Source organism: Thalassospira marina (assembly GCF_002844375.1).
GTDB lineage: Bacteria > Pseudomonadota > Alphaproteobacteria > Rhodospirillales > Thalassospiraceae > Thalassospira > Thalassospira marina.
The window spans coordinates 647,489-661,173 of sequence record NZ_CP024200.1 but is presented as its reverse complement, the minus strand read 5'-3'; the positions used below and the strand labels follow the sequence as shown (position 1 = coordinate 661,173).

General features: G+C 52.1%; 21 protein-coding genes. 3 read left to right on the top strand and 18 right to left on the bottom strand.

What is annotated here, in order from left to right; genetic code table 11:
- The first annotated feature begins 190 nt into the window (after positions 1-190).
- Positions 191-1,120: a LysR family transcriptional regulator gene (locus CSC3H3_RS23170; protein WP_101286708.1), complete on the top strand. Its 930-nt coding sequence runs from the start codon at positions 191-193 to the stop codon at positions 1,118-1,120.
- Between the two features lie 40 nt (positions 1,121-1,160).
- Here the strand turns inward: CSC3H3_RS23170 and CSC3H3_RS23165 are convergent, their stop codons facing one another.
- A complete protein-coding gene (locus CSC3H3_RS23165) occupies positions 1,161-1,805 on the bottom strand; it encodes a LysE family translocator (RefSeq protein WP_101286707.1) in 645 nt (214 codons plus the stop codon).
- Between the two features lie 71 nt (positions 1,806-1,876).
- Positions 1,877-3,550, bottom strand: coding sequence for a dihydroxy-acid dehydratase (ilvD, locus tag CSC3H3_RS23160; protein ID WP_101286706.1), 1,674 nt, complete (start codon positions 3,548-3,550; stop codon positions 1,877-1,879).
- 408 nt (positions 3,551-3,958) lie between these two features.
- On the opposite strand from ilvD, the gene CSC3H3_RS23155 reads away from it, so the two are divergent.
- Complete coding sequence (locus CSC3H3_RS23155) at positions 3,959-4,660, top strand: 4'-phosphopantetheinyl transferase family protein (protein ID WP_101267063.1); 702 nt, start codon at positions 3,959-3,961, stop codon at positions 4,658-4,660.
- 196 nt (positions 4,661-4,856) lie between these two features.
- Positions 4,857-5,315: a hypothetical protein gene (locus CSC3H3_RS23150; protein WP_101286705.1), complete on the top strand. Its 459-nt coding sequence runs from the start codon at positions 4,857-4,859 to the stop codon at positions 5,313-5,315.
- Between the two features lie 40 nt (positions 5,316-5,355).
- Here the strand turns inward: CSC3H3_RS23150 and CSC3H3_RS23145 are convergent, their stop codons facing one another.
- From CSC3H3_RS23145 to CSC3H3_RS23080, 16 genes are all read right to left on the bottom strand, one after another.
- Positions 5,356-5,583: a hypothetical protein gene (locus CSC3H3_RS23145; RefSeq protein ID WP_101267066.1), complete on the bottom strand. Its 228-nt coding sequence runs from the start codon at positions 5,581-5,583 to the stop codon at positions 5,356-5,358.
- A gap of 134 nt (positions 5,584-5,717) precedes the next feature.
- Positions 5,718-5,867 carry a hypothetical protein gene (locus tag CSC3H3_RS24755; RefSeq protein ID WP_157831998.1) on the bottom strand — a complete coding sequence of 50 codons (150 nt, stop codon included), beginning with the start codon at positions 5,865-5,867 and terminating at the stop codon, positions 5,718-5,720.
- A 142-nt stretch (positions 5,868-6,009) separates the two neighbouring features.
- The gene (locus CSC3H3_RS23140) at positions 6,010-6,279 is read right to left on the bottom strand and encodes a hypothetical protein (protein ID WP_101267068.1); all 270 of its coding nucleotides are present in this window, start codon (positions 6,277-6,279) and stop codon (positions 6,010-6,012) included.
- A 9-nt stretch (positions 6,280-6,288) separates the two neighbouring features.
- A complete protein-coding gene (locus CSC3H3_RS23135; RefSeq protein WP_217351150.1) occupies positions 6,289-6,801 on the bottom strand; it encodes a cell wall hydrolase in 513 nt (170 codons plus the stop codon).
- Complete coding sequence (locus CSC3H3_RS23130; RefSeq protein WP_101267069.1) at positions 6,794-7,069, bottom strand: hypothetical protein; 276 nt, start codon at positions 7,067-7,069, stop codon at positions 6,794-6,796. The genes CSC3H3_RS23135 and CSC3H3_RS23130 overlap by 8 nt, the downstream gene beginning before the upstream one ends.
- Positions 7,069-7,830, bottom strand: a complete 762-nt coding sequence (locus CSC3H3_RS23125) for a hypothetical protein (RefSeq protein ID WP_101267071.1) — start codon at positions 7,828-7,830, stop codon at positions 7,069-7,071. Before CSC3H3_RS23125 ends, CSC3H3_RS23130 begins: the two co-directional genes overlap by 1 nt.
- Positions 7,831-7,838: 8 nt before the next feature.
- Positions 7,839-8,207, bottom strand: coding sequence for a hypothetical protein (locus CSC3H3_RS23120; RefSeq protein ID WP_101267072.1), 369 nt, complete (start codon positions 8,205-8,207; stop codon positions 7,839-7,841).
- Positions 8,204-8,620 (bottom strand): hypothetical protein, encoded by a 417-nt coding sequence (locus CSC3H3_RS23115; RefSeq protein WP_101267074.1) that lies wholly within the window; start codon positions 8,618-8,620, stop codon positions 8,204-8,206. Before CSC3H3_RS23115 ends, CSC3H3_RS23120 begins: the two co-directional genes overlap by 4 nt.
- Complete coding sequence (locus tag CSC3H3_RS23110; RefSeq protein ID WP_133125813.1) at positions 8,599-8,838, bottom strand: hypothetical protein; 240 nt, start codon at positions 8,836-8,838, stop codon at positions 8,599-8,601. Before CSC3H3_RS23110 ends, CSC3H3_RS23115 begins: the two co-directional genes overlap by 22 nt.
- Before the next feature lie 9 nt (positions 8,839-8,847).
- The gene (locus CSC3H3_RS23105; protein ID WP_101267078.1) at positions 8,848-9,144 is read right to left on the bottom strand and encodes a hypothetical protein; all 297 of its coding nucleotides are present in this window, start codon (positions 9,142-9,144) and stop codon (positions 8,848-8,850) included.
- Between the two features lie 50 nt (positions 9,145-9,194).
- Positions 9,195-10,013, bottom strand: coding sequence for a major capsid protein P2 (locus CSC3H3_RS23100; RefSeq protein WP_101267080.1), 819 nt, complete (start codon positions 10,011-10,013; stop codon positions 9,195-9,197).
- Positions 10,014-10,061: 48 nt separating this feature from the next.
- Positions 10,062-10,184: a hypothetical protein gene (locus CSC3H3_RS25125; RefSeq protein ID WP_256359944.1), complete on the bottom strand. Its 123-nt coding sequence runs from the start codon at positions 10,182-10,184 to the stop codon at positions 10,062-10,064.
- A 234-nt stretch (positions 10,185-10,418) separates the two neighbouring features.
- A complete protein-coding gene (locus CSC3H3_RS23095) occupies positions 10,419-11,060 on the bottom strand; it encodes a helicase HerA domain-containing protein (protein WP_101267082.1) in 642 nt (213 codons plus the stop codon).
- Positions 11,060-11,767 carry a hypothetical protein gene (locus CSC3H3_RS23090; protein ID WP_157831997.1) on the bottom strand — a complete coding sequence of 236 codons (708 nt, stop codon included), beginning with the start codon at positions 11,765-11,767 and terminating at the stop codon, positions 11,060-11,062. The genes CSC3H3_RS23095 and CSC3H3_RS23090 overlap by 1 nt, the downstream gene beginning before the upstream one ends.
- Positions 11,768-12,061: 294 nt before the next feature.
- Positions 12,062-13,270, bottom strand: a complete 1,209-nt coding sequence (locus CSC3H3_RS23085) for a hypothetical protein (protein ID WP_101267085.1) — start codon at positions 13,268-13,270, stop codon at positions 12,062-12,064.
- Between the two features lie 68 nt (positions 13,271-13,338).
- The gene (locus tag CSC3H3_RS23080) at positions 13,339-13,683 is read right to left on the bottom strand and encodes a transcriptional regulator (protein WP_133125814.1); all 345 of its coding nucleotides are present in this window, start codon (positions 13,681-13,683) and stop codon (positions 13,339-13,341) included.
- Between the last annotated feature and the right edge of the window lie 2 nt (positions 13,684-13,685).

The window sequence follows — 13,685 nt, the reverse complement described above, 5'->3', positions numbered from 1 at the left end:
CCTGGTCCGTATTGAGAGGGAGGCGCGTTTTTCGTAGCGAAAAACGCCACTTCCGATGCCACAGACACCGCGTATTTGGCGGTCACACCCTATGGTAGAGTTGTTTGGAAATAGACAACCAATTTTGGATGCGCTATCGTTGCTGCCTCTGAGAAGCTGGATGGTCTGTGTTTAGTGGCGGAGGTTGGCGTTGAACCTGAGGCAACTTCGTTATTTCGTTACGTTGGCTGAAGAACTGCATTTCAGTCGTGCTGCCGAACGCATGAATATGACGCAACCGCCTTTCAGTCAGGCGATTATCGCCCTGGAACAGGAATTGGGCGTTACCCTTTTCAATCGCACCAAGAGACATGTTGAGCTGACGGCCGTTGGCGAACATTGGCTGGAATGTGTGCGGAAGGTTCTCGACAATGCCGAACAACTGCCGCTTTTGGCCAAGCAGATTGCGCATGGTGAAATTGGCGTTTTGAAGTTCGGTTTTGTTTCGACGGCGGCTTACAGTCTTTTGCCCAGGCTGGTTGCTGATTTCAGGCTGAACTGTCCGGATGTGAAGCTTGATCTTGAGGAAATGACCAGTGATTTGCAGGCCGAAGCCATCCTGAACAGGGAAATTGATGTCGGTATGATCATTCCCGCACATCAAATGTTTGATCATTCGCTGGAATATCTGCCCATGCTGCGAGAGCCGCTGGTTGCGACGGTACCAAAAGCCTGGATAGAGAACGGACGCATCACCTGTGTTAACGGAAAGATCCGGTTAGCCGAGATTGCGCAACATCCGCTGATCATCTTTCCGCGCAGGATTGCCCCGGCATTTTACGACATAATCACCCGATATTTCTCGCAATCCGGCTACAAGCTCGAGATCGGGCAGGAGGCAATCCAGATGCAGACAATCATCAGCCTGGTTTCCAGCGGGCTGGGGATTGCGCTTGTGCCTGAGGCATTGCGCAATCTGGATCGTACCGGGACGTGTTATGTCCCGCTTGAAGGTGCGCCACCGTTTATCGAAACGGGCCTTGTCTGGCGGCGTGAGGATTCATCGCCCGCTGTTAAACGTTTGATCAATCTCGCAAAACCTTTGGCAATTCCGGAGAAAGAGGTTTTAAATTTAGCGTAATGATTGTTGTCATCGGCAGCAGCGGCTTTTTCCATTTTCATCATTTCAGGCTGTCGACCACCAGCCATGATCCGGCAAGGAAATAGACGATGGGTTCGGCATAGCGAAAAAGGGACATGCTGCCCAAGGGCAGGGGCCTGGTGCCGATCAGTGAGAAAAGCATGACATAGCTGGAAAAAATGATCATGCCCAGGATAAGACAGCACAACACGATGATGATCGGTGTGTAGGCTGGAGATTCGGGCCGAACACCGATCGAGATGATAAGTATCCAGCCCAGAACGGCTTTCGGGTTCAGGATCTGGATAAAAAATCCTTTGCGAAAATGATGGGCCGTAGACGATTTGCCTGCATGTGGGGCGAATTCCATCCGGTTTTTTGTGCGTTTGTTTTTAAACGTTTTGAATGCCAGCCATACGAGGTACATGCCACCAACGATGCCGATCAGATGCATCGCGGAAGGCATTGTCAGCAGGATTGATGACAATCCAGCGGCCGCGCACAATGCCCATGTCTGCCCGGCAGCCAGAACACCGAACATGACGGCAAAGCCGGATATGCGACCACTTTGAACGGATGTGGATGCAATTGCCATATTGCCCAGCCCCGGGCTGGCGGCACCAACAATATAGGTTGCAAGGGCGGTAAGTATGCTCGCCTGATCATAGGGCATGGACAAGGACATTGTTTTCGTTCTGGATTTCACAATGATTACGCAAGGTTTCAATCGGAAGCGAGCAGGCTGACATGGGGGTATTAACCGGTGCCGGCACCTTTGCTGGCCGGGCGTGCAAGGCGTGCGAATTTCGAAAGTACACCGCGTGTATAACGCGGGGCGGGCTGGTGCCAGTTTTTGCGCCGGCGTTCGATCTCGTCCTGATCGACGTTAAGCGCCAGAAGGCCCGCATTGGCATCAATGGTAATCATATCGCCTTCCTCGACCAGGGCAATTGTACCGCCTTCGTATGCCTCAGGGGTCACGTGACCAACGAGTAAGCCCCAGGACCCGCCGGAAAATCGTCCGTCAGTTATCAGGCCGACCTTGTCGCTTAATCCCTGTCCGACGATTGCCGACGTTGGTGCGAGCATTTCTGGCATTCCCGGGCCACCTTTGGGGCCGAGATAACGCAATACAAGAACGTCGCCAGCTGTTATCTCGCCGGACAAAATGGCCTTTAATGCTGATTGCTCGTCATTGAAAACGCGCGCGGGGCCCGTTATTGCCGTCGATTTTAAACCGGTAATTTTTGCCACTGCCCCGTCTTGTGCAAGGTTTCCGCGCAAGACGGCAAGATGTCCTTCTGCGTAAAGGGGATCGGCAATGGTCCGGATCACGTCCTGTCCGCTCGGCGGCGCATCGGGAACATTTGCAAGTTCTTCGCCGATGGTGCGACCGGTAATGGTAAGGCATTCGGAATTCAGCAGTCCCGCATTGAGCAACTGTTTGAGTACCTGCGGCACGCCCCCCTGACGGTGCAGGTCGACGGCCATGTGTTTGCCCGATGGCTTCAGGTCGCAAAAGACAGGAACCTTGCGCCTGACCCGTTCAAAATCATCCAGCGTCCATTCAATATTTGCGGCATCGCAGATCGCAAGATAGTGCAGAACGGCATTGGTCGAGCCGCCCGTCGCCATGACCAGCGAAATAGCGTTCTCAACACTTTCGCGGGTGATGATATCGCTTGGCCGTATATTTTTCTTAACGGCTTCAACAAGTACGCGGGCGGAATCTGCTGCTGAAACGGTTTTTTCGGCGTCGGGATTGGCCATTGTTGATGAACCAAGCAATGACATGCCCAGTGCTTCAAAGGACGAGCTCATTGTGTTGGCGGTGTACATTCCGCCGCAGGAGCCTGTCGTTGGGCAGGCATTTTTCTCGATGCCTTTGAAATCCTCTTCACTTATATGCCCGGCACGAAAGGCGCCAACAGCTTCGAAGGCAGACGTAATCGAGAGGTCTTCGCCCTTCCAGTTACCGGGTTTGATTGTACCGCCATACACGTAAATGGCCGGGATATTTGCCCGAATAATGCCGATCATTCCGCCGGGCTTGTTCTTGTCACACCCGCCAATGACGAGCACGCCATCCATCCATTGGCCCTGAACGGTCGTCTCGATGCAATCGGCGATTACCTCGCGCGAAACCAGCGAATATTTCATGCCTTCGGTACCCATCGACATACCATCTGAAATCGTTGGCACACCGAAAGTTTGCGGATTGGCACCGGCGGAACGAATAGCCGCAATGGCTGCATCTGCAAGCGGTTGAAGCCCGGCATTGCAGGGCGTGATCGTCGACTGGCCGTTGGCAACCCCGATCATTGGCTTGTCGAAATCTTCTTCCTGATAACCCAGGGCATAAAACATTGCGCGGTTCGGCGACCGCTCTATTCCTTCGGTTATCGTTTTTGACCTTCGATTATAAGACACAGCGGTTTCCTTGCTAAATCCATCCGAAAAATCAGCTTATGATAAGAATTAATGCCGCTGGAAATATAATTATCCCTAACTATTCAGACTTTCAGAATATTAAACGGTGTTTTTTGAGTAAGAAATGGTCGGTTTCCTCTGGAAATATGCATTGAATGTTACAAATTTTCAGTGATGCCTATTCAAAGGTGGGGGTCTTCGGTAAAAATTTGGAGGTGATTAAACTGTTGTTGCAGGCATGCTGTTTCAGGCCCGCTTATGATCTCGAAACATTTTTGGTGTGATGGAAAAATGTATTGATTTTTAATTTCCTGAAATGTGTATTTAGATGATTTTTGAATGAAATAATAAAGGGCAGGGTGGTGTATAATCCGATACGATGGAATTCCAGGATATCAGGGGAAATAAATGAATGGCGATCTTGGCCAACCTTTGCCGGCGCTATACCAGGTGAACGGGCTTTGTGGGCACGCATGTCTAATTCCGCAAATCCCCGAGACCGATCTGACTGCAGTTGGGCCAGATGGTTTGCAGATTGAACTGCCCGCACAATTGGCTCGAGCCGTCCCAAAACGTAAGAACGAATTTCTGGCTGGGAGATTGTGTTGTGCAAGGGCACTTTGTGACCTTGGATGTAATGAAATTTCTGTACCAATGGGTCAGTACCGGGAGCCGATCTGGCCGCAAGGCATTGTTGGGGCGATTAGTCACGATGCAGATATTGCCTGTGCCATAGTTGCCAAACAAAGTGATTATCGTGGGATCGGTATTGATATGGAGAAGATGATTTGCCAGGACAATGCGCGGCGCCTTTTTTCGCAAATCGCGACCGATACAGAACAGATCCTGCTTTTGTCCAGGTTCAGCCAGCGCGTTGCCTGTACCGTACTGTTTTCCGCGAAAGAGGCGGTCTATAAGGCATTGTTCCCGGTTGTAGATCGCTTTATAGATTTCAAAGAGGCCCGATGCGTGGCGTTGGAACGCAATCTGCTTTCTTTCGTCTTCACAGCCGAGGATTTGCAATCCCTTACCCATTATCTACAGGTTAGCTACGAAATCAGCGAGACCCGCGTCCTGACATTGTGCTTGTTAAAAGCAGAATGTAAGTAGCATTCAGCGATGTGCGGGAGATTGCGGTCTATATTGCAAATCCATCCTGCTAATTATTTGTCATAATCTTTATTATAGAACCTAATTATGCTTGTTTGTTCTCCATTTTCCCCACATTTTCAATCACTTAGAGATTAACCATATGTTAACCATGCCTGTTAAACCCTTTAAGGCCCTGTTAAACTCGCATGACACAATGGATAGAAAACTTCTCGACCATCTTGATAAAGATGCCCTAATAAAACTTGCAGATGCCTATGAGGACTTCGCCCGCAAGGCGCGCGCCAAGGCCGAGGAAATCGCCGAGCGTGAAAGCAATCTGATAAATATCAGCGCCCGGTTGAATAGCCTAAAAGCAATCGGATATGAAATGTCTGAAATGCTCAACCAGTACGAGCAAAAGCAGGTTGAAAAAATTTTATCAAATCGCCATTCCTGCCCGCCTGAAACCGTTGCGCACTATTACAAGATGTTCCTGAAAGCGAACGACGCGGCAACAGTTCGCGCCCGTCATTTGATGGTTACGAAATTGGCTGCACGCGGCTTTAACAACCGCCAGATCGCAAAAAGGACCGGATTACATGAGGTTAGCGTATCGCGAATATTGCGCCCGATCTTGCGCCCCGGACACCTGAAACAAAAAAAGGAAGCGTGAACAAACACGCCTCCTTCGCAAATCCCGTTAAGATGTTCCCTTAACGTTTGCCTTTCTCACCGATGAAGATCGACAGCAGACCAAACAGGCCGACGCCGATGGCGGTTGCATAATCGCCCTGGCTGATTGCATGGCCCGCGTTGCTCACGGTATCGGCAATGGCTGGCGCTTCGTTGATCTTGCCAAGCACACCGACAGACGTAATCACACCGGCCAAACCGGCATAGGTGGACGGTTCCTTGAAACGGTCTTTCACTTTTTCCCACATTCTTAATGCTCCCCTGAAAGCTGAATTTCGAGTTTCAACAAGCGGCGATCAAACCGCCACATGATCAGCACAAGGGCGATAGATGCGAGATTTCCGCCCCCCTGCAAGATTTCGGCAATTGGCAAATCCATGGCTCACCATTTTTTCATGTATTTGCCAGCCAGATAGATGCCGCCACCGATCAGGGCCGCATTACCGACCTTTTGGGCGGCGTCACTGGCAAGCCAGACCCCCGACCCTCCGATGACAGCGCCGATAGCAACCCCGATAAGCAGCACCGGCATTACTTGCGGCCTTTGCGGCGTGTTCGGCGCTTGCCGATTTTGTTGCCCTTGGCAAACTGCCCGTTAGCCTTGCGGCCCTTGCGTTTCGCCATGTCATTTTCCCCCTTATTGATGTGCTGTAACCGCAACCCCAAACGCACGATTACCCCCTTTTCAAACCAGCCACGGCCATAAGCAGCCCGGCCAAGAACAGGCCGATTAACGGCCAATTGATCACAGTCTTTTCGATATTCACCACGAGCGGCGCGTCGTTACCATCGAACGGCCCCGGCGTTGCCGTTGGATCATTTTCATAAGCTGCGACTTCTTCCGCCATGTTGATGCAGGCGGTTTGATCCAGTGCGTTGCAGGCCATCCATTTGCCCGCCGCATATTCAACCGCGTGCAGGTCTGGATCGTAACGAACCGCCATTATTCCCCCTTACGCCCGATAAAAGGCATGGCGACCAATGTCGATAAGGTGGCTCATTGTGGCCGCCCAACTTGGTAAAACCACACTGGGATTAAAATAATGATCCGCGCCCCCGGTGATATCGGGCAACGTGCCAGCAACCGCACGGCCTGCAATCTGCAAGGCCTGCGCAAAGGCCGGGTTATTGGTGGTTACGGCATGGGCTGGCTCATAGTTCGGATCGCCTTTTGTCCAGGCGGTAAATTGGCCGGGCTTTTTGCAGACCTCTACGACTGTTTTGCCGTACCACGTCTGTTTAGCCACACGGTTCATCACGACGTTGGCGACAGCCTGCATACCGCTGGCACCTTCGCCACGTGCCTCACCCCAGATTGTCCGGGCCAGCACGTCAACATCTTGCGCCACCCGTGACGGGCTTCCTACGTCATATTCAGACTGTTCGGTTGCGCCCGATCGGGCAGCCATGAAAGCCGCATAGGCCAGACCACCGGCACCGATCAGCAAAAGTGCATCCTTATTCATTGGGTGCGGCCTCCGGTTCGGGTTTTGGCAGGTCGATCATTTCGGTTTTGATGACCTTTTCAGTCCCATCGCCCAAGATTTCGGTTGTGACCTTGCGACCGTCGGGGAACTGATCAACACGGCCCCCGACCACATCGCCGGGACCGGGTGCGGCTGGCTCGAATACGGCCATGTCAGCTTTGACGCTGGCAACAATATCGGCAAGCGGGCGGTCATCGCCCTGCCCGCGCAACTGATAAGCCAACTGCATGATTTCAAAATTGGTCATTACAGGTAATCCCATGTAACACTCAAGCTGGCTGATCCACCTTGATTACCGAGGAAATACAGCCCATCGCCAGCGGGCAGATGAATAGGATCGCAGTGGTTGTAGCACTGCGTATAACTTGAATAAAAACTGTAGATTTGCCGCTTTGTTGCGTCCACCCAGCTTGCAGGCGCGGACGGCCCTGCAAAAATGCTGGCTCCGTTCCCCGCGCCGTTGTTTGCAACGACTGTTCTGATAATGACGCCAGACGTATTTACAGCCGGATCAATTAAGGTAACAGGAGACGATCCAACACCCTGAACGTACATAAAGGACGTGCCGATTTTGTGCTTGGGGGCATACAACATAAACATATTGCTGCCCTGCATAGCTTCATTAGCGCGTTTACTTAATTCACCAACTGCGTTCGCTACATCGACAGCGGCGGCACGCACAGCGCTAAAACTTGCACCACTATCAGGATCAGCAACGCGCAAAATGCCGGATGCTGTCAGGCGGTTATCGTTCACCTTTCCCATGGCCGTGGCGACTTGAAACGTCACCGGCGTATCGTTCGGGTTCAGCAACTGAATGCGTTTGAACTCGTAATCAAAATCGACACTGACCCCGGCGAAGAACGCTGAACTTGAGCCGTCATCAATGACGATTTCAAGGCCCGCGCTGGCTTCAAAACAGGTAACTGACCGCCCTGCCCGGTTAATGGTAAACAGTTCGCCCGGCTGGATCGTGCCTGTATAAGTCTGATAACGGCTAATGGTCATGTCTAAACCTATTTCTTAAAGATCGCGGGCAGGATGAAAGCCGCGCCAAGCACTGGCACACCGATTTTAATCAACAGTTCCAGCGTATTTGCAGTGTCGGACGTGTTTGCTTTGCGGACCGCTTCCAAGGCCGCGCCGACGGTCTTATTTGCATCGGAAAGCGCCCCGAAGGTGCCACCCACAACAACGCTGGTCAGGTCGATCACATCGGCGGCCACGTCTCCGGCAAAATCGAAGGCTTCCGGGCTGGTTGCGTCAATTGTGACCGTTGCGCCGCCACTGGCGGCAATCGACCCGTTGTCAGCCCCGGCCCGCTGGTCATAGTTCTGGCTGGTCGTGCTGCTTTTGCTGCTTGAATGACTTAGGCCCGCACTCATGTCAGAACCTTTCGCAATACCGTTTTAACAACGGTGTAATCCTGTTTTTTCATCTTATGCACCAAGCCGGGGCGGTGCGTTGGCACGTCCAAGGCCCGGCAGCCCAGCTTGCGCGCCCATGCTTCAAGGGCCGGCATACAGGTTTTGACCAGATCAACCCCGGCCAAATGGCTGTTCGCGCATTCGATGATAAAATATTTGCCGTCTCCACCCTGTTCGACCCGCACAAGCAGGGTGCCAATGCGTTCGCCGCGTGCCTGGACGGCAAGAACAGCGGCGCGACCGTTGGCAACATCATCGCGCAGACCATCAAGGCCAAGCGGGCTTTCGGGCAGGACAACGGGGCGGATATGCTCCGCCGCCGTTTGATCCCACTGTGACAGGCCGATTTTTATTTTTTCAGCAGCAGCCATGCCACTCCCCCCATAACAACCCAAGGCACGATGGATGCAATCATATTGACCGGCGTTTGTGCGGCCCCACCAACGGAAAACGGCGCATTATTGTAGGAATAAATATGCCCGCTTTCCGATGTGCTGCCCGCCGTGGCATGGCTGGTCGTGTCGATAAACGAACCGCCAGAACCGCCACCCACGCCGCCGCCGAACATGCTCATAAGTCCCTGAAACATGTTCGCCCCCTATTTTCGGGTGATTAAAATCATACCCGCCAGCAGTGCCACGCCAACGCCGATGTAAAGCCCAAGATTGGGATTACTGGTTTGCACTGGCGCAGCCGGATTTGACCAACCACTGTCATAGTTTTCACCACTGGCGTAGTTACTGGAATTGCTGGCGCTGTTCTCGCCACCAAAGGTATTTTGCCAATCGGAATAGGTCGAAAAGACCGCATCTTTTGCCTGTCCAAAATATTTAAACAGGTTGTCTAATGCGCCTTCCCAGCCCCCCGGACTGGTCTGATTGTCTTGTTCTGCCATGTGATCCCCCCAAGGCAAGCCGGAGTGCATTGCACCCCGGCCCATTCCGATTAGGCAGCGACAGTACCGCGCACTTCTTCGGTGTACAGATTGAAGTTACCCGTTGCCTCCATTTCCAAACGCAGCAGGAAAGATTCCAAAAGCATCGGCAGCATGTCGGAAAGCCGATCACTTTCCACCATGTCGATGTGGGTAAAGCCCGGCTGCCAGACCTTGCCGGTCTGGATGGCGGTTGCCTCGCCTACCACCCGGTCAAAATCGCGGATAATGCGCTGATTTGCTTCAAGCTGGACGCTCGAAATCTGATCCGTGCTGATATGCATTGCCAGCAGGTTGTAGGACGTACGCGGCAATTCCTGTAACTGGCGCGTGCCAAGGTTGCCCACGTTAAACGGATATTTCTTGATTGCGTAAAACTGACCCAGCGGCGTATTTGGCCCCATGCGGCCATAGACCACCAGACTGGGAGACGTCACACCGTCCTTGATGTCAATTTCAAGCGAAAGCGATTGAAGAAATTGAGTGCCAATGGCCGGAGCATCCTCGCCCGCCGCCGTGCGCTGTGACGGATTGGCAAACATCAGCGGCAAGGCACCGGCCTTAACCGTCTGGCCTTTATAGGCAAGGATCACGGCCAAATCAGCGGCGTCAACGCGGATGGTTTCCTGTCCGTCGATATACATGCGAATTTCGCCGATCACGTCGCCCAAGCTGGCAACCGGCACGTCAACAATGCCGCTGCCAAGGTCCGCACGGATGCGTAGCATAAGCTGATAGTAGGTAATGCCAAGCGGCAGATTGAAAGTGGCCGTCTGGCCCGCACCAATGCCCGAACCGTTCGGCATTTTCTTGAAAATTCGTGTGGTCATCGCCTTGCGGCTCCCCCTGTTTTCTTTTCGTTATCTGGCCTTGCCAGATCACATGTCGAAGCCGTCGGACGCCTGCTTAACAACAGAAATGCCGTAACCGACATTCATGATGTAACCGGCAACCAGAACCCCAAGGGCAACAAGGCCCACCGTCTTGATGTCTTTGGTCATTTTTCCCCCGAAAAGCCTTACACGTTGGCTTTGATGAATTTGTCGTAAATGACCATTGCAAGCACCGAAGTCGCAACAGTCACAGCGATTGATTTAACGTTCACGAGAACCCCCAACTTTGCGCCGAAAACAAAAAAGCCCGGCCGCCTGTTGACAACCGGGTTACGCCCAATTTTTCGGGAACTCAAATCTAGGTAACGTTACGTTACCTTACGTAGGAAAATTCATGGTTTTTCAGTTTTTTCCACGTGTTACTTTTCCATCCTTCCGCAACATAAAGTTATGAGGCTGTAACGCCTGCACTTCCTCTGGTTTTACAAACCCCAGTTGCTTTGCGGCTAATTTAATGTCCACATAGTCTTGTTGCGGTAAAATATATAATTCCGAACAATTTCCCCGAAATCTTTTATTTACCTCCGCAATTCTTTGCGATGCGCCAATCAATTCGACACCGTAATGCCGACCTTTTGAACACAACGTACCGAACCCCGATAAGTTTTTAGGCATAGTCGTAACAGGAAAGCATTCATGCATTTCCTCAACAACCAATGTTAGTTGACGATTATCAACACCTTCAAAAAAACGAATTTGGGCGAGCTTTGCCAGCTTCGACAATCTGTCCAGCGCTTCCATTTCATTATTGGCAGGTGGCACATAAGCCACTTTAAAAGATTTGCGCCAATTTCGAGCTATATATGCCCGCACATCGTCGATACGGCGCACCGTAAAAACCCCTTTGACCTCCTTATATTCGTCTTGAGGGTCAAAAATGATAACGCGCTTACGTTTCGCAATCAGCTTTTTAACCAAAGTTGATTTGCCGGACCCGGATCGACCAAACACGCCGATCCGTCCCGCATCTGACATAGCAACCATTACGCGGCGGGTGCCCAATCCACAGGATCACTGGCACCGGCCTGTTTTTCGCCCGCTGGCGCGTCATTGGCTGGTTTGGCGTCATTTGCCCCGGCAGGTTTCTTTTCAGCCCACAGCGCGGCATTTTGGGCTGCAATGCGCTTTTCGCGCAGTTCCTTTGCAACGCCCATGACTTTCGGCACCATAAACATGCCAATAACGGATAGGCGCTTGTACCAGACGCCGCCCGGCTGGATGATGAAATGCAGGCCCGGCGTTTCCAGACAGATTTCATACATTTCATCCGATGCAGCGCGGGCTTGCTGCATTTCAGTGATTTCGATTTTCAGCGATTTCACATAAGGCGGGATCAGCGACGTCAGGTTAAAGGCGGTGCAGAAGCCCACAAAAAACGCTTCTGGCCCGATAAATTCGCCCGGCGGCGCGCCTTCCCCCATTTCCCCGGCTTCTGTGTCGGTTTCGGTGGTAATGCCTTCCATGCCGCCAAAATCGTCCCCCTCTCCTTCAATCGGATCAACCGTGAAGGATGCCAAATGTTCGGCCCCGGCTGCAAAGTCCGGTTCAGGATCGGAAATATTCCCGGATTGCGTCAACCGCTCGGGGTTTATGGCCGTGCTGGATTTCAGGTTGTTCTTTGTCGTCTTGCTGGTCGTTGCCCCCGGCAACCATTCGTTTTGTTCGGTCATCATCAAAGCCCTTGCGTTCATGCGCTTTTTTGGCTTCCCAATAAGCGCGCAATTTCTGATTTGAAGCGACCCGTCCCCATTTTTCGTGATGCGAACACCCTTGACCGTTATTCATGTCGTTGGGTGTGCAAAAGTAATATGCGATCTGGTTTTTATTGGCCTTGATATGCACGGGGTTCCCACACCCCGAACAAGTACCAATTTCGATCACTGTCCCCGGATCAACCGTTGCCATTTTCCAAGGCTTCGATCCGTGCGGCCATGGTTTCCAGCAGTGCAACAGCATCCTGCAGGGCCAATTCAGCCTGTTGCGCCTTAGCAAATAACGGGGCTTTCTGCGCCTCCGCAATGCGCTGTTTGAGACGCTGCAATTGTTCGTTCATTAAGGATCACCCCATCTTCGTCATGGATTTCATACCGGCGAAAAACCTTTGTCATTTTGTCCTTAAATTCCTTGACACTCTCTCCTTTCACATTGTTGGCAATCATTTCGGAAATCAGTTTAGGCAGTTCGGCCAACCGATCTTTGCGGACCCCGGCCAGAACAGCAAAATTTGCAGATAAACCGATCATCATTGCGGAAATGGTTTGCCGTTGCTGTTCCTGCATGACCTGTTTGACAACGCCCGGCGTTGCATTGCTGGAATATTCAAACAGGTTTTCCCCGACGACGCGGCGGCAGCTTTCCCACATTTCGTCATCGGGTATCCGCGTTACGTTATCGGTTTCGTCCCACAATTCGGCCTTGTAACGTATACGTAGGAGCGCATGCGCATATATGTCACCTAATTTGGCGCGCAAATCAGCCCATGACGTAACGCCCCATTGATCCTTTAAATGTTTCTTCCCGGCGCGCAATTCTATGCGCCACATCTGATCCCCGGACGTTTCAAATTCGTCCCGGTCGATCCCCCAAATTTTCCACCATTCATCTTTGCGCTTGGCAACGATATCTCGGCGTTTGTCATAAATGCAGATTTGCCGCCCCGGCATTTTGCCAATGGTCAGCCCGGTACATTGACGTTTTTGCCAGTGCTGCCCGATTTCTTCCCCGTGCATGTCCGCCTTGGTTGTTCCATGGAGCGCGAAGCGATGCGGATCAAGCCGAAAATCACCGGGCATACGCCAATCCATCGCAAAATCAATACGGGCAATGGCTTCCTGCAAAACCGTCGCGCCTACTGCGTCAAGGTCCGCATACATGCGCGATATGGCCCCTTCAAAGCCATAGGCGGCCAATGTCGCGGACTTACAGGAAACCCGGATATTCCACCCTTCCCGCTTCTGTGATTTTGAAAAAAACCACGTAAAGCCAAGGTTGCCTGTATCTACCCGGAAGGTGTACCCGCCCCGCGCCCCTGTTTCTGCTACATGGCCTTTGAACAGTCCGACCTGTGCGAATGTTTCCTGTTTGGTTTCTTGTGCTGTCACCTTGGCAGCTTCAAACAATTCGACTGCCCGCAACGGAATGAAACCCTGAAACGTCACGTCCAAGCCATCAAAACCCGCATAGATTAAATCCATTTTTCCCGTTCCCAGTAGTCCGTTGTAATCAGAAGGGGGCGTGATACAAAAATGCCCCCTTGGGTTTTTCAAAAACTGGCGCGACCTGCTTTTTTGTCTTCTTCCCGCCAGACCGACGCCAAAGTACACATTTCGGAATACGCACCCGCGCCCGTCCCTTTCCGGTCAAACCGGGCGCGCATAAACAAATCAATCAAAACAGCGCCTCGCGCCTTTTTACGGTTGTTAAAGGCGGACCTGCATTCAGTAGAACAAAAAAGCCGATCACGGCCCTGTTTGGAGATGGCAATGCCGCATTCCTTGCATGCGTGTACAAGGGAGACGTCAGACGCGTTATCAGGCTTCTTAACCTTCGTTGCGCAAGAACTGTTTCCGCGCAATTCCTCACCTTCCTCACGGCTCATAGCGGACATTA

What these genes read in the sequence shown, in the direction of transcription:
- CSC3H3_RS23165 (WP_101286707.1), bottom strand. Translation starts at nt 1,805, where the DNA reads ATGTCCTTGTCCATGCCCTATGATCAGGCGAGCATACTTACCGCCCTT.
- CSC3H3_RS23155 (WP_101267063.1), top strand. Translation starts at nt 3,959, where the DNA reads ATGAATGGCGATCTTGGCCAACCTTTGCCGGCGCTATACCAGGTGAAC.
- CSC3H3_RS23150 (WP_101286705.1), top strand. Translation starts at nt 4,857, where the DNA reads ATGGATAGAAAACTTCTCGACCATCTTGATAAAGATGCCCTAATAAAA.
- CSC3H3_RS23145 (WP_101267066.1), bottom strand. Translation starts at nt 5,583, where the DNA reads ATGTGGGAAAAAGTGAAAGACCGTTTCAAGGAACCGTCCACCTATGCC.
- CSC3H3_RS24755 (WP_157831998.1), bottom strand. Translation starts at nt 5,867, where the DNA reads ATGCCGGTGCTGCTTATCGGGGTTGCTATCGGCGCTGTCATCGGAGGG.
- CSC3H3_RS23140 (WP_101267068.1), bottom strand. Translation starts at nt 6,279, where the DNA reads ATGGCGGTTCGTTACGATCCAGACCTGCACGCGGTTGAATATGCGGCG.
- CSC3H3_RS23135 (WP_217351150.1), bottom strand. Translation starts at nt 6,801, where the DNA reads ATGAATAAGGATGCACTTTTGCTGATCGGTGCCGGTGGTCTGGCCTAT.
- CSC3H3_RS23130 (WP_101267069.1), bottom strand. Translation starts at nt 7,069, where the DNA reads ATGACCAATTTTGAAATCATGCAGTTGGCTTATCAGTTGCGCGGGCAG.
- CSC3H3_RS23125 (WP_101267071.1), bottom strand. Translation starts at nt 7,830, where the DNA reads ATGACCATTAGCCGTTATCAGACTTATACAGGCACGATCCAGCCGGGC.
- CSC3H3_RS23120 (WP_101267072.1), bottom strand. Translation starts at nt 8,207, where the DNA reads ATGAGTGCGGGCCTAAGTCATTCAAGCAGCAAAAGCAGCACGACCAGC.
- CSC3H3_RS23115 (WP_101267074.1), bottom strand. Translation starts at nt 8,620, where the DNA reads ATGGCTGCTGCTGAAAAAATAAAAATCGGCCTGTCACAGTGGGATCAA.
- CSC3H3_RS23110 (WP_133125813.1), bottom strand. Translation starts at nt 8,838, where the DNA reads ATGTTTCAGGGACTTATGAGCATGTTCGGCGGCGGCGTGGGTGGCGGT.
- CSC3H3_RS23105 (WP_101267078.1), bottom strand. Translation starts at nt 9,144, where the DNA reads ATGGCAGAACAAGACAATCAGACCAGTCCGGGGGGCTGGGAAGGCGCA.
- CSC3H3_RS23100 (WP_101267080.1), bottom strand. Translation starts at nt 10,013, where the DNA reads ATGACCACACGAATTTTCAAGAAAATGCCGAACGGTTCGGGCATTGGT.
- CSC3H3_RS25125 (WP_256359944.1), bottom strand. Translation starts at nt 10,184, where the DNA reads ATGACCAAAGACATCAAGACGGTGGGCCTTGTTGCCCTTGGGGTTCTG.
- CSC3H3_RS23095 (WP_101267082.1), bottom strand. Translation starts at nt 11,060, where the DNA reads ATGGTTGCTATGTCAGATGCGGGACGGATCGGCGTGTTTGGTCGATCC.
- CSC3H3_RS23090 (WP_157831997.1), bottom strand. Translation starts at nt 11,767, where the DNA reads ATGAACGCAAGGGCTTTGATGATGACCGAACAAAACGAATGGTTGCCG.
- CSC3H3_RS23085 (WP_101267085.1), bottom strand. Translation starts at nt 13,270, where the DNA reads ATGGATTTAATCTATGCGGGTTTTGATGGCTTGGACGTGACGTTTCAG.
- CSC3H3_RS23080 (WP_133125814.1), bottom strand. Translation starts at nt 13,683, where the DNA reads ATGTCCGCTATGAGCCGTGAGGAAGGTGAGGAATTGCGCGGAAACAGT.